General features: G+C 63.2%; 21 protein-coding genes and 1 pseudogene. 14 read left to right on the top strand and 8 right to left on the bottom strand.

Annotated elements, in window-relative coordinates; translation table 11 throughout:
- Positions 1-87: 87 nt before the first annotated feature.
- Together JN302_RS26200 and JN302_RS26195 are read right to left on the bottom strand one after the other, a co-directional pair.
- Positions 88-1329, bottom strand: coding sequence for a saccharopine dehydrogenase family protein (locus JN302_RS26200; protein ID WP_202329679.1), 1242 nt, complete (start codon positions 1327-1329; stop codon positions 88-90).
- A gap of 40 nt (positions 1330-1369) precedes the next feature.
- Positions 1370-2467, bottom strand: coding sequence for a carboxynorspermidine decarboxylase (locus JN302_RS26195; protein ID WP_202329678.1), 1098 nt, complete (start codon positions 2465-2467; stop codon positions 1370-1372).
- 591 nt (positions 2468-3058) lie between these two features.
- Here JN302_RS26195 and JN302_RS26190 point away from each other — a divergent pair.
- Positions 3059-4209, top strand: a protein-coding gene (locus JN302_RS26190) for an IS630 family transposase (protein WP_202329677.1) whose coding sequence is annotated in 2 segments (ribosomal slippage) — positions 3059-3509 and positions 3509-4209 — 1152 coding nt in all. Because the reading frame shifts where the segments join, the coding sequence is not laid out codon by codon here.
- Here JN302_RS26190 and JN302_RS26185 read toward each other — a convergent pair.
- The gene (locus tag JN302_RS26185) at positions 4194-4514 is read right to left on the bottom strand and encodes an NUDIX hydrolase (RefSeq protein WP_210382566.1); all 321 of its coding nucleotides are present in this window, start codon (positions 4512-4514) and stop codon (positions 4194-4196) included. The genes JN302_RS26190 and JN302_RS26185 overlap by 16 nt on opposite strands.
- A gap of 473 nt (positions 4515-4987) precedes the next feature.
- Between JN302_RS26185 and JN302_RS26180 the strand changes: the two genes are divergently transcribed.
- Complete coding sequence (locus tag JN302_RS26180) at positions 4988-5140, top strand: hypothetical protein (RefSeq protein WP_202329675.1); 153 nt, start codon at positions 4988-4990, stop codon at positions 5138-5140.
- A gap of 438 nt (positions 5141-5578) precedes the next feature.
- Here JN302_RS26180 and JN302_RS26175 read toward each other — a convergent pair whose 3' ends face one another.
- The gene (locus JN302_RS26175) at positions 5579-6547 is read right to left on the bottom strand and encodes an IS5 family transposase (protein ID WP_202328731.1); all 969 of its coding nucleotides are present in this window, start codon (positions 6545-6547) and stop codon (positions 5579-5581) included.
- Positions 6548-6625: 78 nt separating this feature from the next.
- Here JN302_RS26175 and JN302_RS26170 point away from each other — a divergent pair, with 78 nt between their 5' ends.
- Positions 6626-6973, top strand: a complete 348-nt coding sequence (locus JN302_RS26170; protein WP_202334454.1) for a DUF488 domain-containing protein — start codon at positions 6626-6628, stop codon at positions 6971-6973.
- Between the two features lie 13 nt (positions 6974-6986).
- Here the strand turns inward: JN302_RS26170 and JN302_RS26165 are convergent, their stop codons facing one another.
- Together JN302_RS26165 and JN302_RS26160 are read right to left on the bottom strand one after the other, a co-directional pair.
- Entirely contained in the window at positions 6987-7556 is a 570-nt protein-coding gene (locus JN302_RS26165; RefSeq protein WP_274609288.1) for a Tim44/TimA family putative adaptor protein, read from the bottom strand.
- A gap of 109 nt (positions 7557-7665) precedes the next feature.
- Positions 7666-8334 carry a 5-formyltetrahydrofolate cyclo-ligase gene (locus tag JN302_RS26160; RefSeq protein ID WP_244845939.1) on the bottom strand — a complete coding sequence of 223 codons (669 nt, stop codon included), beginning with the start codon at positions 8332-8334 and terminating at the stop codon, positions 7666-7668.
- Between the two features lie 132 nt (positions 8335-8466).
- Here JN302_RS26160 and JN302_RS26155 point away from each other — a divergent pair, with 132 nt between their 5' ends.
- Positions 8467-9351 (top strand): LysR family transcriptional regulator, encoded by an 885-nt coding sequence (locus JN302_RS26155; protein WP_202329673.1) that lies wholly within the window; start codon positions 8467-8469, stop codon positions 9349-9351.
- Between the two features lie 64 nt (positions 9352-9415).
- Here JN302_RS26155 and JN302_RS26150 read toward each other — a convergent pair whose 3' ends face one another.
- Entirely contained in the window at positions 9416-10948 is a 1533-nt protein-coding gene (locus tag JN302_RS26150) for an FAD-dependent oxidoreductase (RefSeq protein ID WP_202329672.1), read from the bottom strand.
- Between the two features lie 241 nt (positions 10949-11189).
- Between JN302_RS26150 and JN302_RS26145 the strand changes: the two genes are divergently transcribed.
- Genes JN302_RS26145 through JN302_RS26135 form a run of 3 tightly spaced genes read left to right on the top strand, consistent with a single transcriptional unit; the run spans position 11190 to position 12873 of the window.
- Positions 11190-11600: a DUF5602 domain-containing protein gene (locus tag JN302_RS26145; RefSeq protein ID WP_202329671.1), complete on the top strand. Its 411-nt coding sequence runs from the start codon at positions 11190-11192 to the stop codon at positions 11598-11600.
- Positions 11597-12121, top strand: a complete 525-nt coding sequence (locus tag JN302_RS26140; protein WP_202329670.1) for a plastocyanin/azurin family copper-binding protein — start codon at positions 11597-11599, stop codon at positions 12119-12121. The genes JN302_RS26145 and JN302_RS26140 overlap by 4 nt, the downstream gene beginning before the upstream one ends.
- Before the next feature lie 29 nt (positions 12122-12150).
- The gene (locus JN302_RS26135) at positions 12151-12873 is read left to right on the top strand and encodes an RNA polymerase sigma factor (protein ID WP_202329669.1); all 723 of its coding nucleotides are present in this window, start codon (positions 12151-12153) and stop codon (positions 12871-12873) included.
- A gap of 93 nt (positions 12874-12966) precedes the next feature.
- Here the strand turns inward: JN302_RS26135 and JN302_RS26130 are convergent, their stop codons facing one another.
- Positions 12967-14982 carry a bifunctional DedA family/phosphatase PAP2 family protein gene (locus JN302_RS26130; protein WP_202329668.1) on the bottom strand — a complete coding sequence of 672 codons (2016 nt, stop codon included), beginning with the start codon at positions 14980-14982 and terminating at the stop codon, positions 12967-12969.
- 436 nt (positions 14983-15418) lie between these two features.
- Between JN302_RS26130 and JN302_RS40030 the strand changes: the two are divergent.
- The 7 genes and pseudogenes from JN302_RS40030 to JN302_RS26095 form a co-directional block, all read left to right on the top strand.
- Positions 15419-15496: pseudogene (locus JN302_RS40030) on the top strand (RcnB family protein); the annotation flags it as partial.
- A gap of 119 nt (positions 15497-15615) precedes the next feature.
- Positions 15616-16650 (top strand): cell division protein FtsZ, encoded by a 1035-nt coding sequence (gene ftsZ, locus JN302_RS26120; RefSeq protein ID WP_202329667.1) that lies wholly within the window; start codon positions 15616-15618, stop codon positions 16648-16650.
- A gap of 106 nt (positions 16651-16756) precedes the next feature.
- The gene (locus JN302_RS26115) at positions 16757-17239 is read left to right on the top strand and encodes an L-2-amino-thiazoline-4-carboxylic acid hydrolase (RefSeq protein ID WP_202329666.1); all 483 of its coding nucleotides are present in this window, start codon (positions 16757-16759) and stop codon (positions 17237-17239) included.
- Between the two features lie 297 nt (positions 17240-17536).
- Positions 17537-18001: a group III truncated hemoglobin gene (locus JN302_RS26110; RefSeq protein WP_202329665.1), complete on the top strand. Its 465-nt coding sequence runs from the start codon at positions 17537-17539 to the stop codon at positions 17999-18001.
- Positions 18002-18050: 49 nt separating this feature from the next.
- Entirely contained in the window at positions 18051-18500 is a 450-nt protein-coding gene (locus JN302_RS26105) for an RrF2 family transcriptional regulator (protein WP_202329664.1), read from the top strand.
- Positions 18501-18681: 181 nt separating this feature from the next.
- Positions 18682-19701, top strand: a complete 1020-nt coding sequence (locus JN302_RS26100) for a glycoside hydrolase family 25 protein (protein ID WP_202329663.1) — start codon at positions 18682-18684, stop codon at positions 19699-19701.
- A 306-nt stretch (positions 19702-20007) separates the two neighbouring features.
- Positions 20008-20520 carry a DUF992 domain-containing protein gene (locus JN302_RS26095; protein ID WP_202306912.1) on the top strand — a complete coding sequence of 171 codons (513 nt, stop codon included), beginning with the start codon at positions 20008-20010 and terminating at the stop codon, positions 20518-20520.
- Positions 20521-20546: the final 26 nt, after the last annotated feature.

Below are 20546 nucleotides of genomic sequence, written 5' to 3'. Positions count from 1 at the left end.
GTCTGCCACGAATGGCGCGGCTCATGATGACCGAAGGGGTGACGGCATCTCCCTGCCGCTCCGATAGGGCGGCAGGGAGGATATCGATCAGGCGAAGTCCAGTAGACGATCGCCCTGTTCGTCCCTGATGCGGGTCGGCAGGCCCATGCGGTCGAGCAGCCCGAGGAAGGGCACGGGCGGCAGTTCCTCGACATTCACCATCTTCTTCACATCCCAGGCGCCGGCGGCCACCAGAACGGCCGCGGCCGCTGCAGGCACGCCGGCCGTATAGGAAATGCCCTGGCTGCCGACTTCCGCGTAGGCTTCGGCATGGTCGGCCACGTTGTAGATGAAGATCTCGCGCTCCTTGCCATCCTTCGTACCCTTGACGAAGTCGCCGATGCAGGTCTTGCCGGTATAGTCCGGTGCCAGTGAAGAAGGATCCGGCAACACGGCCTTGACGACCTTGAGTGGCACGACCTGCTGGCCCTCGGCCGTCGTCACGGGCCGCTCCGACAGGAGGCCGAGATTCTTCAATACGGTGAACACCGTGATGTAGCGTTCGCCGAAGCCCATCCAGAAGCGGATATCAGGCACGCCGAGATTCCGCGACAGCGAATGGATCTCATCATGGCCGGTCATGTAGGTCGGGCTCACACCCACCACGGGCAGGTCCCAGTCCTTGCGGATCTCGAACATTTGGTTCGACGTCCAGCCACCGTTCTGCCATGACCAGACCTCTCCGGTGAATTCGCGGAAGTTGATCTCCGGATCGAAATTGGTCGCGAAGTAGCGCCCATGATTGCCCGCATTGACGTCGACGATGTCGATAGAATCGATGCGGTCGAAATAGGCGTCCCGCGCCAGCGCGGCATAGGCGTTCACCACGCCGGGATCGAAGCCGGCACCGAGGATCGTGGTGATCCCTGCTGCCTCGCATTCCGCCCGCCGCTTCCATTCGTAGTTGGCATACCATGGCGGCGTCTCGCAGATCTTCATCGGATCCTCGTGGATCGCCGTGTCGATGTAAGCCGCTCCCGTCGCGATGCATGCGGAAAGCACCGACATGTTCACGAAGGTCGAGCCGACATTGATGACGATGCGGCTTTCCGTTTTCACGATCAGCGCCTTGACGGCTTCGACGTCCATCGCGTCGAGAGCATGAGCGGCCAGCGTGCCGGAAATCCTCAAGCTCTTCTTCTCGCGAATGGAATCCACGATCCTGCGGCACTTTTCCACGGTGCGTGACGCGATATGGATATCGCCCAGCACATCGTTGTTCTGGGCGCACTTGTGCGCAACGACCTGTGCCACGCCGCCGGCGCCGATGATGAGAACGTTCTTCTTCATTCCGGGGGATGTTTCCTTTCGCAGTTGGGAAAAAATGAGCCTAGGAGAGGCTCTGCTCGTAGTCCGCGAAGGTGAATTCGCGGACCAGCCTGGTGCTGCCGTCGAGTTCGCGAACAGCAATCGACGGCATCCTCACGCCGTTGAACCAGTTCTTCTTCACCATGGTGTAGCCGGCGGCATCCTGGATCGAGATACGGTCGCCGACCTTCAAGGCTTCGGCGAAGCGGAACTCGCCGAAGATGTCGCCGGCCAGGCACGACTTGCCGCAGATCATGTAGCTGTGCCCGCCCGCATCGGGTTCGACCTTGGCGGTCTGGCGATAGATCAGCAGGTCGAGCATGTGGGCCTCGACCGAACTGTCGACGATGGCGAGGTGCTTGCCGTTGAAGAGCGTGTCGAGCACCGTGACTTCGAGAGTGGTGCTCCCGGTGATGGAGGCTTCGCCCGGTTCCAGGTAGACCTGCACGCCGTAACGCTCCGCAAAGGTCTTCAGACGCCCGCAGAAGGCGTCGAGCGGGTAGTCCTCGCCCGTGAAATGGATGCCGCCGCCCAGGCTCACCCAGCCGACTTGCGGCAGCAGCCCGCCGAATTTCTCCTCGATCGCGGACAGCATCCGGTCGAACAGGTCGAAATCGGCGTTCTCGCAGTTGTTGTGGATCATGAAGCCGTCGATGCGATCGATGACCGCCGCGACCTTGCCGGCGTCCCATTCGCCGAGCCGGCTGAACGGGCGGGCCGGATCGGCGAGATCGAAGCTGGACGAACTGACGCCGGGATTGAGCCGCAGCCCCCGGGTCAGCCCGGCCGTTCGCCCGGCGAAGCGCTCAAGCTGCCCGATGGAATTGAAGATGATCTTGTCGGCATTGGCGACCACCTCGTCGATCTCGTCGTCGCCGTAGGCCACGCTGTACGCATGGGTCTCGCCACCGAACTTCTCCCGGCCCAGCCGGACTTCGAAAAGCGATGAGGAGGTCGTGCCGTCCATGTGCTCGCGCATCACGTCGAAGACAGACCAGGTGGCGAAGCACTTCAACGCCAGAAGGACCTTCGCGCCCGATTTCTCCCGCACCCGGTCCATCTTCTCCATGTTGCGGAGGAGCTTTGCCTTGTCGATGAGATAATAGGGTGTCTGGAGCATGCGGGCTCGTTTCCGTCTGGCGATGTCTATTGGGAAATGCCGGCCTTCAGAGGCGGCACCGGCGGCAGGTCCGAGGGGATTTGCCTGCTGGCAGCGGGCTCGCCGGCGCCTGTTCGTTACGCTGAAACTCGATGGGAACCTGGCGATCCCGAACGCTGAGCCAGGGCTACGATCGCGTCCGGGCTAGATTCCCGCTTTCCAGTGCTGCGGCTCTCGCGGGCTATGTGTCGTGGCGGTCGGCATGATGGCGCCAACCTAGGCATGGGGTCCCGGAAGTCAACCCGTCAAAACGGCGCGATGCCGCTGTCGTTCAATTCCGCGTCGAGCGGTGGGGAAGGGATCAAGGCCGCATCAAGCGGCCTTCCGGTTCCAGTCGAGCGTTGCAAGCAGACCGGCCAACTGCCTGTCGGACGCGGCCTCGCAGGCCTGGTCCAGTCCATGCCAGCGCCGTTGGCGTTGATTCCGTTCCGGCCAGTTGACCAGTGTGCCGTGCACCTGGAGGCTGAACAAGGTTACTAGTCGGTCGTTTCAACCAAATTGAAAGGTTTTGCTGGTTCGCTTTGATCGCGATGATTCGCGATGGAGGCTCTCATGACTGCCAAGGAGATTGCGGTAAAGCGATATGTGGTGCGGTTGAGTGGCGCAGAACGCGAGCAGCTGGAAGGGCTGGTCCGGAAGGGTAAGACCCCGGCGCGACAGGTTTTGAAGGCGCGCATCCTGTTGAAGGCCGATGTCTCGGAAGGGGGCCCGGGGTGGAGCGATAGCCGCATCATCGCGGTCTTGGAGACCAGCCCATCGATGGTCTACCGGGTGCGCAAGCAACTGGTGGAAGAGGGGTTCGACGCGGTGTTGCGCCGCAAGCCGCGGGAAACGCCGGCGGTGCCGCCCATTTTCGACGGCGAGAAGGAAGCCAAATTGATTGCGCTGGCCTGCTCGGAACCGCCCAAGGGCTATGCGCGCTGGACGCTCAGGCTTCTGGAGGACAAGGTGGTGGAACTCGGCATCGTCGAGCGCGCCAGCGATTCAACGATCTGGCGGACGCTAAAAAAAACGCACTGAAGCCCCATCGCCGGGAGTGCTGGGTCATCCCACCGAAAGCCAGCAGCGCCTTCGTCGCGGCGATGGAGGATGTGCTGGCGGTCTACACGCGGCCGCATGATCCCGACCGCCCGCTTATCTGTTTGGACGAGACGTCAAAGCAACTGATCGCCGAAACAAGAGTGCCGATCCCGATGAAGGCGGGGCGCCCGGCCCGTTTCGATTACGAGTATGAGCGCAACGGCACCGCCAATCTGTTCATGTTGTTTGCCCCGCTCGAGGGCTGGCGCCATGTCAAGGTCACCGACCGGCATACCGCAATCGACTATGCCCATGTGCTGAAGGAGCTCGCCGATTGCCACTTCGCCAACGCCGCAACCATCACGCTCGTCCAGGATAATCTCAACATCCACAGCAAGGCGTCCCTCTACGAGGCCTTTCCGGCTGCCGAAGCCAGGCGCCTCGTCGAACGCTTCGAGTGGCATTATACGCCCAAGCACGGCAGTTGGCTCAATCTGGCCGAATCCGAACTCGGCGTCTTATCCTGCCAATGCCTCGACCGCCGCATCCCCGACAAAGACATCCTCATCGAGGAAGTCGCTGCCTGGGAGACCGACCGCAATACTCATCACGCCAAGGCAAGCTGGCACTTCACGACCGCCAACGCGCGCATCAAACTGAAGCATCTCTACCCTTCAATCTGATCGAAACAAGCGACTAGGCAGTCGTTCTCGGAGCCGTCCGCGAGCGTCTTGACGTAGCTGTATTCGCCCACCGGCCGGGGATCGACGCTGCCGATGACGCCGGCTTCCTCGAAGGCTTCCCGGGCTGCCGTCTGAGCCGGCGTCTTCGCTTTCACCGGCCAACCGCGCGGCAGGATCCAGCGACCGGTCCGGCGCGTGGTGATCAGCAGGATCTCGATCCCGCCCGATCGGCTGCGCCGCCAGGGCAGGGCGCCGAACTGCTGAAGTGTCGCGCCGAACGCACCGCGGGGCGTGCCGGCTTCCATCATCAAGGCCATATCCCACGCCCATGGTCTGCGGGGCGGCAGAACAGCGCAATAGGATCGGAAGGAGACCGAATGTCGATCGCCTCGGGGTTGCGCACCAGAGGCAGCGCGTGGCCGCCTGGGGCAGTATCCGGTGGCAGGAATGACAGATCTTCGGGGGTCGGGGCTCGGTCATGACTCGCTCCTTTGTGCGCACGCAATGCGTGGCATCGAAAAACCGCTGGTGGCTTTCTGCGATTGCTCCCGGAACGGATATTGATGCGGTCTGTTCAGTTCAGGAAGCCGCTCCGGGAAGACACATTGGTCTCGCCGGCCGGCCTTGATGTCCTGATGAAGCAGTTTCCGCACATGAATCGCAGGTACCCCGACATCTCGGCGAAACAAGGGCAGGAACCGGTCGAAATCCGGAATTTTCCGTTTTACGGCAATGATTTGTCGGCTGTTGTTCCTGCAGTGAGGACAACACCGTATCGATGGTGTTGATGACCATGCAGGGCGGACTACAGCAACTGCGGCAACCGCGCCACAGGCGGTCCAACATTGTGGTGGCCAAGTCGGAATACCCCTCGATCAATGTCGACGAGCCCCGGCCGAAGGCGATGCACCACGTGCGCATTGGCGAATGAAACTGCATACGGAGGTTGTTCGCACGCAATGCATGACGCGCGGCGGCTCTGGATTTGGGAAAGACGAATCCTGGCGAAACGAAAGGCAATCGAGAGTTGTGCAGCCGATGCAGAGCAGACACGGAAAGGACGCGGAAGCGATCTCGCAGCTTTCCTCCGGCAAAAGTTGTCATGCGCGATGCAGATTTCTTGCACCAGGGCAGCATTTGATTTCATTTGTCGGACTGGTCGCAAGAACCGACAATCGCTCGCATAGCGAGGGAGTGCTTTTCTAAAGTTGGGGCGTCCCGCCCTTAGACGTTCTTCGCCCGTATGTGGCGGGCATCAGCGGCCCGTCGCCGCCGATCCGCGCAACTTTCTCCAGCCTATCGGCTCAGTTTCTGCTCACTTGCTCCCGATTTTGCCCTCGATTTCCTGATTTTGGACGCAGCCTTCCCCTCAGGCCGTGCCGGCCTTGACGAGAACGAGCGCCCGTTTGGCATTTATCGCGCAGGCGACAAGCTGCAGATGGCAGTGGTTGCGCGCCAGGCCGAGATAGCGAACCCGGGCCATGCCGTACCAGTTCTTCATCGTCGCGTTGGTCCGCTCGATGCCGGCCCGCACGCTGGCGGCGACCTTGTTCATCCACTTCTGCCAATTCGGCTGCTGCTTGCCCCGCTTGGCCTTGTAGGCAATCCGGTCCTTGATGCCTCGATCCGCCAGTTCGTCGCGCAGCGCCTGACTGTCATAGGCCTTGTCGGCGTAATAGGCCTCTTCGTCACCTTGAATGAGCACAGCGCCCATCTGGCTGTCATGCAGATCGGCCGAGCTCATCTCCGCCTGGCGTATCAGCCCGCTCTCCGCGTCGCCGGCGAGATGGGCCTTGTAGCCGAAATAGGTCTTGCCGTGCTTGTGCGTGAAGCCTGCATCCGGATCGCGCGCCGACACCTGGCCCTTCTCGTAGTCGGGCCTGGCCACCGCCGCCGAGATGATGGTGGCGTCAACCAGCGTGCCGCGCCTTACCAGAAGACCGCGCCCTTCCAACTGCCGGTTCAATTCGGCAAGCAGCTTATCTTGAAGCGCCAGTTCGACCAGCCTCTGGCGGAAGCGCCAGATCGACATGTGGTCCGGTGTCTTTTGATCGAGCGGAAACCCACAGAAGCGGCGGAACGACAGCCGGTCGGCCACCGCTTCTTCCGCCGCCGGATCGGACAGGCCGTACCATTGCTGCAAGAGCGCAATCTTGAACATTGCTATCGGCGGGTAGCCGGGCGCCCCCAGAGCATCGTTATGGATTTCCCGGAACAGCACCTCGAAAGCCGACCAATCGATCAACTTCTGCACTTCTTCCAGAAACTTGTTACCCCTGCTCACGTCACGCACCAATGCATCGGCGAGTGAAGGTTGCGCCAAGTTACGACGAGACATAGCCGAATCAATCCTAACTTTTCTCTATTGAATCATAGAGTTGGGACTTTTGAAAAGCGCTCCGAGGTGCTGGTAGCCATGATCTGTCTGAAACGCATCTACGAGCCGAAATCCGACGACGACGGACTCCGTGTTCTTGTCGATCGCCTGTGGCCGCGAGGTATCAGGAAACAGGACGCCGAAATCGATCTGTGGCTGAAGGATATCGCGCCGAGCCCCGAACTGCGGCAGTGGTTCGATCATGATCCCGTGCGATGGTCCGAATTCAACCGTAGATATCGCGCGGAGCTTCTGAGCAAGAAGGAGGCACTCGCTGAACTGCGCGAAAAGGCCCGGGGCCAGACGGTGACATTGGTTTATGCCGCCAAGGATGTGGAGCACAATCAAGCAGTTGTTCTGCGGGAGGTCCTATCTTCGGGCCCGTGAGGGGACAGCTGGATCAGCCGGGTTCCGTGGCGATCAGGCGCCAGGCGGAGGCGCCGGTTCCCGGATCGCGCGCGAAGGTCCATAGGTCGGCCGTCGGGACGATCTGCCGAGGGTCGCCCGATATGATCTTCCCGTCCGTGGCACGGGTGAATCTGATCAGTTCGGACCTGAAGCGCACGCCTACCTTGATCGCCTTCTTCCCGACACCGGCGTGGACGATCTCGGCTTCCCTCAACGCGACGAGGGCTATCTCCAAGGTCACTCCATTGGCGCGGCGGGCTGCCACGGCGCGGGCGAACACGTCGCGAACCTCTTGGCCAACGAGCGGCTCGAGGGTCTCGGCGTCGCCTTTCGCATAGGCTTCGAGAACGACCTCGTAGCAAAGGCAGGCACGACCAAGGAAAGCCGTTTCGTCGAATGTCGGATCGCTCTGGCGAAGCAACGATGTCGCCCTTGTCGGTGCTGAAACCGGCAGGTTGTTCCGACCTGCATGATCCGCGAGCGACCCCCCCGTCCTTCTGGAAGCAGGCGGCGGAAATACGTGATCCCAGACAATAAGAAGAATCCAATACACCGTGAGCATCACCACGGCGCTTAGATTGCTTGCGTCTGCTGCCTGGTTCATCCTCGCCTCCACGGAGCTCCACCGGCGGTCTCGATCGGTTGTTGCCGGATGCGCCCGCCCGGATACGTCAAGCATCAGTGACGATCACATCCATCGGGATGTCGTGCGGCTGCGGATAGATTGTACGGATCCGGCTTTCCGCATAGCCGATGCCGACCACCATCGGTCGCCGGGGCATCGCGGCGAGCGTGCGGTCGAAGAAGCCCCCGCCATAGCCGAGCCTGTAGTTTGCTTCGTCGAAGCCGACGACCGGCGCTATCACCACATCGGGCAGCACTGCCGGTCCATGCGCGGGCACCAGTATGTTCCAGACGCCGCGCTCCAGCGGATCGCCCGGCGACCATGCCCGAAACTCGAGCGGCCAGCCCTTCTGGATGACGACGGGGAGGGCGATCCTTCCCCCGCATTCGTTCACCCGCGACATCCAGACGCGCAGGTCCGGCTCGCCTTTGAACGGCCAATAGAGGCTGACGATGCGCCCGGCCACGGAGCCGATGGTTGCATCGAGCCCGGCGGCGATCCGGCCGGATCGCAGCTTGCGGTCGTCGGGGTCGAACAGCAGGCGCTGGTCGATGAGCCGCTGGCGCTCCGACTTGCGCCACCGGGCGACGTCGGTCCAGGTCGCCTGGTCGCGCGGAAGGGGATCGGCTTCGAAACCTGGCATCAGTTCATGCATGAAGCATGGCGGAGAGGCATACTCGCCGGTCTCGATCTCTGTGCTTTCCTGCTCATCCATGACAAGCCTCCACGTCGCTGTGGCGGTTTTCTGAAACCAGCCGCAAGCAAGGTTGCTGAGAAAAAAGAGGAAGGCAAACGGAATTAAATGCTCTATTGATGCAATAATTTTGCATTGAATGCGAGGCTCGCGATGGATGTCGATCGCATCAGAACCTTCCTCGAGATCGTCCATTCCGGCAGCTTCCTGAAGGCATCCGAACATCTCAACGTCACCCAGACCACGGTGAGCGCCCGGATCAGGACCCTCGAACAGGAACTCGGGCGGCAATTGTTCATCCGCAACCGCAACGGCGCGCAACTGACGCCATCGGGCCGGGAGTTCGAGCGGTTCGCGCAGTCTTTCGTCCAGGTCTGGGAGAGGGCGAGGCACCAGCTCGCCATACCGTCGGGGCGAACGAGCATGATCGCGCTCGGCGGAGAACTGAGCCTGTGGAATCCTCTGCTTCTCGATTGGCTCGTCTGGATGAGGACAGCCGAGCCGAAGATCGCCATTCACGCCCATGTCGGAGTGCCCGACCAGTTGCTGGAGCAACTGCGCACCGGCGTGCTCGACATTGCCGTGCTTTATGCGCCCAAGCTTCTTCCTGGTTTCAAGGTCGAGCTCCTGCTTGAAGAGCAACTCGTCCTGGTGCGGCGGAAGGCGCCGGGTGCTGCCGACACCGGAGAGGACTATGTCTACGTCGATTGGGGGCCGATGTTCGCCGCGCAGCACGACGCCAATTCGACGACCTTCGGCGAGCCGGGACTGCTGGTCGGCCTTGGGCCGCTCGGCCTGAGCTATATCATGAGGGCGGGCGGCATGGGTTACTTCCGCAAGGGCGTGGTGACGCAGCTCGTCGAGGCCGGGGAACTCGAGCGCGTGGATGATGCGCCCGAGTTCACCTACCCGGCCTATGCGGTCTACCCTGAGGAGAGCCAGACCCGGGCGGACGTACAGGCGGCGCTGGCGGCGCTGCGAAATGTCGTTGCAACAGGGCCGAGGGCCGACACGAATTCGATCCTTCCCATGGGCTAGTCTCTCGCAGGAAGGCCGATACAGCTCTTCCAGAGCCTGCGCTGGCGATGATCGCAAGGATCGATCATTCCGTCTCCCCGGCCATCGCTGCCTCGCAACGCAGCGCCTCGACATCGCGCCCGATCGTGGCCGCGGCGAGCGTCCTGCCGTCCTTCCTGTACGTGACCATGCAGTCGCGGCCTTCGATGCTGCCCTCGACGTCGATCGTATCCCAGGACCTGGCATAGCCGATATAGCGGATCGTCTCGTCGAAATGGGCGCTCCAGAAGAACGGAACGCTTCGGAACGGCTGTCGAAGCCCGAGCATGTTTTCGGCCGCGACCTGTCCCTGACGCTCGGCCACGACCCAGTGCTCCACCCGACGTGTCTCGGCGCCTCTCTGCTCGCTCCATTCGGCAATGTCTCCGGCCGCGAAGATGCCGGGAATATTCGTTTCCAGGAACTCGTCCACGAGAACGCCGCCGGCCGTGGCGATGCCGGCGTCGGCCGCCAGCGAAAGACGTGGTTTCACGCCGATGCCGACAACGACCATATCGGCGTCGAGAACTTCCCCATCGCTCAATCGGACGGTCCGTTCGTCGATCCGTTCCGCCGTCGCCCCCAGATGGAAGGTGACGCCGTGCTCCTCATGCACGGATCGGATGAAGTCGCCGAGTTGTTGTCCCAGAACGGTTTCGAGTGGCCCTGCTCCGGGAGCGACGACATGAACCGCCACGCTCCGGGTGCGCAGCGATGCGGCAACTTCCAGCCCGATGAAGCCTGCTCCGACGACGACGGCTGAGCGCGTATTGCCAAGGCGATCGATCATCGCACGGCAGTCTGACATGGATCGCAACACGAACACATGCGGGCGATCTGCGCCGGGGATCGAGAGGCGAACCGGCTCGGCCCCGGTCGCGAGAAGAAGACGGTCGAACGAAAAGTCGTGACCGTCCGAGGTCGTCACCTTCTTCTTGCCGGTGTCGATGCGTATCGCGGTTGTTCCGAGCCGCAGATCGATATCCCTTCTCGCATAGAATTTCGGCGACCGCAGCGGCATCCAGGCCTCTTCGGCGGTTCCCGCAAGATAGTCCTTGGACAGATTGGGACGGTCGTACGGCGCGTCGTCGTCCGAACTCAGCATGGTCAACTGTCCTGAGAAATCCCGCCGCCGAAGCATTTCAGCGGCGGCAAATCCGGCCGCGCCGCCGCCGACGATCACGATCCGCTCAGGATCGTTGCTCGTGTCTCGCATAGCGCTTCCAGCCTGTTCCTTGGGTATCTTGCCCTTCACGAACAGGTGGTCGCCCTGGTGTTCCACGTGCCATCGGCCAAGCGGATCGATTGCGGGGGCGGCAAGGGCCTCACCCGTGCGAAGGCTGAAACAGGCGTGATGCCATGGACAGCGGAGCGTGTCACCGACGATAAGGCCGTCCGCCAGCGGAGCCCCATAGTGGCTGCATGTCCCGCCGAGCGCGAACACCTCCTCGCCGACGCGCGCAAGGACGACGGTCTCCTCGCCGACATGGCCTTGAAGCAGGGTTTTCCCGTCCAGCATAGCGGTTGGTATTCCGGCGCCCAGGTCGGGGCCGGAGTCCTGGTTGTCTCGAGACGCCATCGTCGTTTCCTCCTTGCCGGCGCCGCCGATGCGGTGCCGGGCACGCCTCTTAGACGCTCGCCAAGGGCAATCGGTTCCTTGCTGATTTGTCGCCAGCGTTCGCGCCACCAATGGACCCGGCCTCGGGCGCTCTTCTCCTTCAATGCACATGTGACGATTTCCGGGAACCTCGGCGCGGCTGCCGCATCCAACGCAGTGACGCCGCGACGTCGGCGGCGCCGCCAAAGAAGGAGTAGCTGCCATGAGAATAGTTTCCGCCGCGCTTGCGCTGGTACTCGCCGCTTCACTGCCCACGCTGGCTGCCGATGTCTCCAAGGCGCCGCCGCAGGGTGCGTACAAGGCGGTCAGCAGCCTCGTGAAGCTGCCCGACTTCCTCCCCGGCATGGGCCAGTTGTTCGTCGATCCCGCGACTTTGCCCGCCGGCCCGTTCCTCGCCTACGATCATGACGGCAAGCTCGTCAGCACGATCTACATGCTGCCGATCAAGGAGCTCAATCCCGACAGACGCTTCGATGCGCTGGCTGCCCCCGGCGGCAATGTCGACCACGTCGACGTCTACTACAATGCCGGTCATCCGGGCGTCGAAGAACCGCATGTGCACGTCGTGCTGTGGCACGTGCCTGTCTCCGACCAGGCGCGTGTCGCAAAATGATCCTGACGCGTCGTCGTTTCCTGGCGGCAGGGGGCGGCTGTGCGGCCATCCTCGGCCTGCACCTGGCCGGCGCGCGGGCGGACGCCCCGGTCGAGATCGTTATGCAGGGGCGCGCCGACGGCTCGCATGTATGGTTCGATCCCGTGGGTATCCTGGTCAAACCCGGGCAGACCATCCGCTGGATCAATCGCGATCCCGGCAATTCCCACTCGACGACCGCCTACAGTCCGGAGAATTTCGACCGGCCCTTGCGCATGCCCAAGGGATCCAGGGCCTGGAACTCCGACCTTCTGCTGCCCGGTCAGACGTTCTCGGTTACGTTCACCGAGAAAGGGGTCTACGATTATTACTGCATTCCGCACGAGCATGCGGGAATGGTGGGCCGCATCGTCGTTGGGGAACCGGAGCCGCATGGGTGGATGGAACTGGCCGGCGCGAACGGTGAGCTGCCGGGGAAAGCGCTGCAGGCCTTCCCCTCGGTTGAGGACATCATGCGCAAAGGGGCGGTCCGGCGCGCGTGACGCGCCGGGAACGGAGGCAACGGCGGATCATGCAGTTGGCAGTCACACGGCTTCAGTTCGACCTGGCTTCGTTCGATGACCAGAGGCTTGTCGGCCTTGCCCGCCACCGCGACGAGGGCGCGATACGCGTCCTCGTCCAACGTCACAACAGGCGGCTCTTCCGCGTGGCACGCAGCGTCGTTCGCGATGACGCGGAAGCCGAGGACATCGTCCAGGAAACCTATGTCCGCGCCTTCACCAATCTGGACAGGTTTCGCGGCGATGCGCAACTGTCGACCTGGCTGACGAGGATCGCGCTGAACGAGGCTCTCGGACGCGTGAGACGGCGGCGGCCGATGGCCGAACTCACCGAACTCGACGCCGGGGTCGTCTCGAATGAAGGATGCCTGGTCATGTTTCCCTCCTCGCTGATGCCCGCCGGCCCGGAAACCGAGGCGGCACGCAGCCAGATCCGGCAGATCCTGGAACATGCCGTGGACCGTCTGCCCGACCTGTTTCGGGTCGTCTTCATCCTGCGCGACGTCGAGGGGCTCAGCGTCGAGGAAACCGCGCTCCACCTGTCGATCAAGCCGGAAACCGTCAAGACGCGGCTGCACAGGGCGCGACGACTGATGCGCGCCACAATCGAAGAACGGCTTTCCGCGGCATTCGGCGACCTGTTTCCATTCGACGGCGCGCGCTGCGCCCATATGGCCGACCGGGTGGTCGAGCGGTTGCGCCACGAGCGACCGGTCGAACGCCATCCGGGTTAAGACCAACCAGGCTCTGGTCCTGAAGCGGCGGGCTTGCGCCGAGGCCGTCGCGTGGCCTTTCCATGGCTACCTCTTTCGGCAATGACAGTGCGGTCACGCGCCTGATGCAATCAGGAACAGCGATGGGCCAGGCTGCGTCATGCGTCCGCCCGTAGTCGCCAACGCGTCGGCAACCGAGCGCGCCGCCTTCGCTTCGGCATCGGGTTCCAGCGGCGCGATTTTGGTCTTTCCGTAACCGAAGGGCAGGGGCTCCAGCGCCTCCCGCGTCACCGATGCTGTGACCAGCGGCGCGTTGGTGCCCGTACCGGCGATCGTGGTGAATGTAGGCCAGATATTGAGAACCAGCCGCGTGCCGGGTCGAGACGTGTCGTCGAGGGTGAAGGTGGCGAGAGCAGGCCGTCCGCCATTGTAGGACTGGAGCGGCGGAAGGTCGGCTATCGAGCCCACGGCAGGCAGTGTGTGGGAGAGGGTGCTGGAGAACAGGTTCGCGGCGTGCTCCCGCCAGCCCGCCTTTTCCAGCGCTGTCTTCAGGGCAGGCAGCGGCATGTCCGTCTGGAGGATCAGCGGTTCGGCGAACTCGCCGTCGAACAGCACTCTCGCCCGCGGGATCGAACGCCATCCTCCGCCTGTCCAGTCGTCGGCGGAGATCGTGTCGACGGGCAGCGGCCGGCTGTAACTCGCCAGGGTATCGCCGAACCTCCTGTCGATATGGATCGCACAGGTCCCTGCATAGACCAGGCCGACTGCGACGGCGACCTTGCCCGCGGGCAGGCCGAGTTCGCGGCCATGCAGCAGGAATGCCAGCAGCAGCACCATCGACCCGCCGAACAGCAGCCCGGCGATGACGTCGCTCGGCCAGTGGGCGAGCAGATAGACGCGGGACAAGGCGATGAGTGCCAGCAACGCGGCGGTCGTGGCGTAGACGACAGACTTCCAGCGCGTCGGCAAGGCGTGGGCGAGGATCACCACGATGCCTCCTATGATTGCGATCGAGAGGGTGGCATGACCGCTCGGAAAGCTGAAGGCCTCCGCGCCGCTGTAGTGCGGCATGGGGCGTGGCCTCTGGAGCAGCGACTTGGCAAGCGGCACGAAGATGGCCGCTCCGATGAAGGTCACCGTCGCCATGGCGGCCAGCCGCCAACGCCTGAGCGCGAGCATGATCGCGACGAAGGCGACCGCCGGCGGTGTCAGCGTCACACTGTCGGCGAGCATGGTGACGAGCACCATCACCCGGTCGCCTGGACCATTCCGCAATGCCTGCAGGAACGTGCTGATGGTCTGGTCCGAGGCGGCCAGTTCGGGCTCGAACATGAGGTTGACCACCAGCAGCGCGAAGCCGGCGAGGCCGAACAGGCAGAGTATGGCCAGGCAGAAGGCGACGAATGCGCCTTCCTCGTTGAGCAGGACGCGGGCAGCAAGCCCTGCGATGCTCGAATCCTTTGTCTTCAGGTGGTCGGCTATCCATAGTCTCGCCTTGTCGAGGCGGGGCAAGGTGAATGCGAGCGTCAGCCTCGTCAGGTACCAGGCCAATACCAGCACCACGAGAACACCGACGAGCAGTGCTGCCAGCCTCGGATTGGCGGAATGGGCGAGGTCGAAGCCGCGGCCCAGCGCGACCGCGGGGATGATGTGGGCGCCGGCCCATGCGAAGGCCGAGACGACGTTGATGACGGTAAAACGCGCCATGCCCATGCCCATCATGCCGGCGATGCCGGGAATGACCGATTTCACGCCGGGGATGAAGCGGCCGATGAAGACACTCTTGCCGCCGTGCCTTTGGAAGAAGGTCTCGCCCTTGTCGAGAAGAAGCGTGTAGCGGCTGAACGGCCAGACCTGCCGGACCCGTTCCTTCCAGATATGGCCGAACCAGAAGGAGACGGCATCGCCGACCACCGCGCCGAAGGTAGCGGCAAGGAAGATCGGCACGAAGGAGAGCTTGCCCATGCCGACCATAGTTCCTGCCGCCACCAGTACGACGGTGGAGGGGACGAAGAGACCGACGACGAACAGCGCCTCGCCGGCCGAGACGAGAAACACGATCAGCAGCGCCAAGGTGGGGTTCGCCTCGATCAGATCCACGAGCATCTGCAGGAAACCGAAAATCGTCATATGGATCAGCTCGCAGTTCTATCTCTTTGAATTGGCGTGTCGTTCTTTCCGAACCCCGGATCCGGCCCGTCGAGCGGACGGCAGGGTCTCAAGGGTGGTGAGCAAGAATGCCATACGGACGTCTCGCATCGACGCGTCCGCTGCGGCCGTCGTTGCCGCCGTCTTCCGTCAACAACTGCGCGGCAGCGCTTCCAGGGTCAGGCCATGGGTGCCATTCGCCCCGTCCTATCCACCGCGAGCCATTGGCATATTTGTGGCAGTCCGGCCGCGTGTGCTGAAGTTCCACAGATCGTAGATCGCGAACGGGATCATGACCGTTCGAGACCGCCTGCCGTCGCCCGCGGCGCGGACAGTGTCGATTCCCTCGGAGAACAAAAGGGCTTTGTCGGAATAGTGTCCGCGACCTCCAAAAGCATGGCCTCAAGCGGCCGGACGGAATCAGCAATGGGTGAGGGTCGGTGACGACTATCTGCTCGTCAATGTCAGGTCCGGCATCATCGCAGCCGTGAGATAGGCGTCGGGCTTCCACAGGCAGGCGCGGCCGGCGCCTCTATGGCTTGCGCCGGCCGCGCGTATCTGATTCCCTTGTCACGATCCGATTCGGGCGGGGGCGTTGCGCAGGAAGCGGGCAAGATGGACATTCCCAAGAAGGCTGAAATCTCGGAAATGAAGCCCAAGCTGACCGTTGTCGGCGTCGGCGGGGGTGGCGGCAACGCCGTGAACAACATGATTGCCGAGGGCCTCGAGGGCACCGATTTCATCGTCGCCAACACCGACGCCCAGGCGCTGACCATGTCGAAGGCGCCGCGGCTGATCCAGCTTGGGGCGCTGGTGACCGAAGGATTGGGCGCCGGCTCCTTGCCCGATATAGGCCAGGCCGCCGCCGAGGAATCGATCGACGAGATCATGGATCACCTCGCCGGCACCCATATGTGCTTCGTCACGGCCGGAATGGGCGGTGGCACCGGCACCGGCGCGGCGCCCGTCATCGCCAGGGCCGCGCGCGAAGCTGGCATCCTTACCGTGGCTGTGGTGACGAAGCCCTTCACCTTCGAAGGCCGGCGCCGCATGATGATGGCGGACCGGGGCATCGAACTCCTTCGGAAGGCGGCCGACACGGTGATCGTCATCCCCAACCAGAATCTGTTCAGGATCGCGACCGAGAAGACGACCTTCGAACATGCCTTCGGCATGGCCGACCGGGTGCTCTATTCGGGCGTCAGTTCCATCACGAACCTGATCGTGAAGGAGGGGTTGATCAATCTCGATTTCGCCGACGTGAAGACCGTGATGCGCGATATGGGCCGCGCCATGATGGGGACCGGCGTCGCCGGCGGCGAGAACCGCGCGCGCAAGGCTGCCGAGGCCTCGATCTCCAATCCGCTGCTGGACGAAAGCTCCATGCGGGGAGCGAGAGGCGTGCTGATCTCGATCTCCGGCGGGATGGACATGACGTTGTTCGAGGTCGACGAGGCCGCGACCCGCATTCGTGAGGAGGTCGGCGACGAAGCCGATATCATCGTCGGCGCCATCTTCGACAATACGCTGGAAGGTCAGTTCAAGGTGTCGGTCGTCGCCACCGGCCTGGAAGCGCCGCCGAGCCAGAACGACCCGATCGTCAACATGCGCCCACGTCCGGACGCGGGCGATATCCAGACCGTTCATTGACGGTCATTTGCCTGTCGCGCACCAAAGTGCCGCATGCGCGATTCCGGCTTGCATCCCCGCCAGGAGGGTGTTTCCTCTGCATCGAGACCACTGAAGCGGCGTCACGATGAAGAAGAGCACGGAAGTTCCTGTCCTGTTGAAGCGGCGCCTTCAGGCCGAAGTGATCGGCCCGATCCATGCCGAAATGGTCGCCGCGCTCGGCAAGGAACAGGCCGATGCCATTCTCGATGCGGCGGTCCGCAAGGCTGCGATCGCAGAGGGCAAGTCCTTCGCTGCCAAGGCGCCTGAGGGCAAGACCTCGATGGCCGATTTCATCAAGCTCTACCAATTGTGGACCGCTGACGGCGCGCTCGAGGTCGAGGTGCTGGAAACCAACGACACAACGTTCAGCTTCGACGTCACTCGCTGCCGTTATGCCGAGACCTACCGTGAAATGGGCCTGGCCGATATCGGCCATCTGATGTCGTGCAACCGCGACGGCACCTTCTGCCAGGGCTACGATCCCGACATCACCCTGGTGCGGGACCACACCATCATGGCGGGCGCGCCGCGCTGCACCTTCCGCTATTCCTACCGGAAGGGTGGCTGATCCGGCCCCCCTATAGGGCCATAATTTCTAGCAATCTCTCAGCCTTGGCGGGTTGTCCGCATATATCCGCCGGATGTCAGCGGCTTCTTGGCCAGGCTTTCCGCGCCCCCATGCCCGTTGCCATCCGGCAATTGCCGGCAAAACATCCTCGTTGCAGGCATCGGTTCGAGCGGTGTCGTGTCGCATTTCGCAAAACATAGATCTACGATATATGTTTTATCTGAAGCGCGGGCCGCCAGTACCGGGAACGCGGGCCGCGCCGCCCCGCCGGATGCCACGACAAGGACCAGGACAGGAATGAGCGAGAACTCTACAGGCAAAGGAACTGCCGTCGTCGGCGGCGGCTTGCTGCCCGAAGCACTTGACGAACGCATGATCCGTGAGGTGGTTCATGGCTTCTATTCCGAGATCCGCAAGGACGATCTGCTCGGCCCGATCTTCAATGCCGCCATCGAGCCCGAGGCATGGCCGCGCCATCTCGGCAAGATGTGTGACTTCTGGTCCTCGACCCTGTTGCGCTCCGGGCGCTATGAAGGTCGCCCGTTGCCGCCGCACCTGGCCATTGCAGGGCTCGGCGAGGAGCATTTCCGGCGTTGGCTCACGCTGTTCCAGTCAACGGTAGGGCGCGTCTGCCCGGCCGACGTGGCTGCACTCTTCATGGAGCGTGCGCTGCGCATCGCCCACAGCTTCCGTCTGGCGATCGCCTTCAACAGGGGTGAGGACACGGTCGGCGTCAAACCGATCCTGGAGCAAAGCCTGTGACGTCACGGCGGCGGCTGCGGTCGGCCGGGCGTGCGACGGAGGACGGCTCATGCGGCTGACGAACTTCTCCGACTATGCGCTTAGAATGCTTATGTTTGCGGCTTCGGCAGGTGACCGGCTGATCACCATCGAGGAGGCCGCGCGGACCTTCGGTGTCTCGAAGACGCATCTCAACAAGGTGGCCAACACGTTGACGCGCGGCGGCTTTCTCAGGGCGGTGCGCGGCCGCTCCGGCGGGCTCATGCTCGGCCGGCCTCCAGAGGCCATACGCATTGGCGACGTCGTCAGGCTGACCGAGCCCGATTTCGCCCTCGTGGAGTGTTTCGCGACCGGCAATCGGTGCGTGCTGACGCGCTGCTGCAAGCTTGCCGGCATGCTTGACGAGGCGATGGCTTCCTTCCAGACGACGCTTGATCGCTACACCTTGGCCGACATTGTTTTGACGCCCCGGGACTTTCCGGCCCCTGTGCAGGACAGCTTCATGTCGGCGAACGGCTGAAGCGTTGCATCGGGAAGCCTGTCCAGATCGGCCACCTCTTTTCGGCGGAAGACGCGCGATTTTCGCGATTCCTGCAAATCGATTCAAACTTTGTTGACATTTTATCGATCAAGAATCGGCCAGACCCATTCCTGCCGACGGCATCCGCCTGCGGCCTGTTTCGTATTGCGTATAGGCCCCAATGCGTTCGACAAGAGCCCTCATCCTTCTTCTTGCCGGGATCGCCGTGGCCGGCTGCTCCGCCAGCTCCGGCCTGGAAAGCGTGTTGCCGCCGTCGCCCGAGATCACCAACGCCATCAGGCCGACGAAGCCTGTGCCGACCGCCGGCGTTGCGGCGCGTGACGTCGGCTTCGCGGCCGAAGCCGAGGAAGAGGTGGTCCCGGGCGCCGAGCCCCCGGCGGCGGTAGGCGATTTCCAGGCCAATGCGCTGGTGCCGCCGGCGAAGCCGACGACGCTCGCCGTGATGGTGCCGGACAAACCGGCCGCGCGCGAGGCTGCGCCGAAGGTGGGCACGATCTATCGTCGGCGTTTCCGCGACGCCAAGCCGATCAATTTCGGAGCCTCCACCCCACACCAACTCGCCGTTCACGGCGTGGACGTGTCGCGCTGGCAGGGCGAGGTCGACTGGGTGAAGCTGCGCTCGCAGGGCGCCAATTTCGCCTACATAAAGGCGACGGATGGCGGCGACCATCTCGACCCGATGTTCCGCAAGAACTGGCGGGCTGCCAAGGCTGCCGGGCTGAAGCGCGGTGCGTACCACTTCTTCTACTGGTGCCGCACGGCCGGCGAGCAGGCAGACTGGTTCATCCGGAACGTGCCGAAGGAGCCGGGCGCGCTACCGCCTGTCATCGATGTCGAGTGGAATGGCGAGTCGAGTTGCAAGCGGCGGCCGTCTCCGGCCAAGGTTCGCGAGAAGATGCAGGTCTTCATGGACAAGCTGGAGGCCCACTATGGCCAACGGCCGATCATCTACACCGCGCCCGACTTCCACGCCGACAATCTCGAAGGGGCTTTCCCGAACCATCCGTTCTGGCTGCGCGCCGTGGCACGCCATCCCTCCAAGGTCTATCCCGGCCGCAAATGGGTGTTCTGGCAGTATTCCGGCTCGGGCCTTTCGCACGGCGTGAGCGGCAGGATCGACCTCAACGTGTTCCACGGCACGGAGCGCGAGTGGCACATATGGGTGGCCGACAAGACGTGAGTGCCGGCGGGCAGGGGCGGGCGTTTCGCCTCGGCCTCTCCTTCGCCGCACCGCCCGTGGGCCCTTGCTGCGTCACTTTGCGGAACAGGCGATCGTAACCTTTTCTTCGCTGCAATCCCCCCGGCTAGATCGAGGCGGATGGAGCGTCTGCCTGCCGATTTCTCCATGTCGATCAGGAAGATGTGAACGGAGCGCGCAGCGCGTGCCGCCGCCATGGTCTTGCCGTCACCGCCGCTCTATATGCTCGATCACAGGCGGGTCGGTAACGGGGCGCATTCTCGCATGCATTCCCACAAGGAGACTATGATGAAGAAGATGCTTGCAGCGGCGTTGGCCGCACAGATGGCGCTTCTGGGCGCTTCGGTGGCCGGCGCGGCAGATCTTCGAGCACAGCCGATCCCGGACGACCGCGACGGCGTGAGGATTGGTTACCTCCAATGCGGTATCGGCGGGGGCGTCGGTTATGTGCTCGGCTCCGCCAAGGAACTCGACTGCGTGTTCACCTCCACGATCGGTTCCAGGGCCATCGACCATTATACCGGCACAATTCGCAAGCTCGGTGTCGACGTCGGCTTCACGACGCAGAGCAGGCTCATCTGGGCGGTCTTCGCCCCGACCGCCGGTTATCACCGCGGCTCGTTGGGCGGCATCTACAGAGGCGCCACCGCCGAAGCGACGGTCGGGGCCGGTATCGGCACCAACATTCTGTTCGGCGGCACCGCCGGTTCCATCCAGCTTCAGCCTGTGAGCCTCACCGGCCAGATTGGTCTCAATCTCGCTGCCACCGGCACGTCGATGACACTCGCATCGGCGAACTGATCCGCGCTGGCAAAGGGGCGGGGGAC

Source organism: Mesorhizobium sp. L-8-3, assembly GCF_016756615.1.
Lineage (GTDB): Bacteria > Pseudomonadota > Alphaproteobacteria > Rhizobiales > Rhizobiaceae.
The sequence above is the reverse complement of the archived record's forward strand: the minus strand, read 5'-3'. Positions and strand labels throughout refer to the sequence as shown.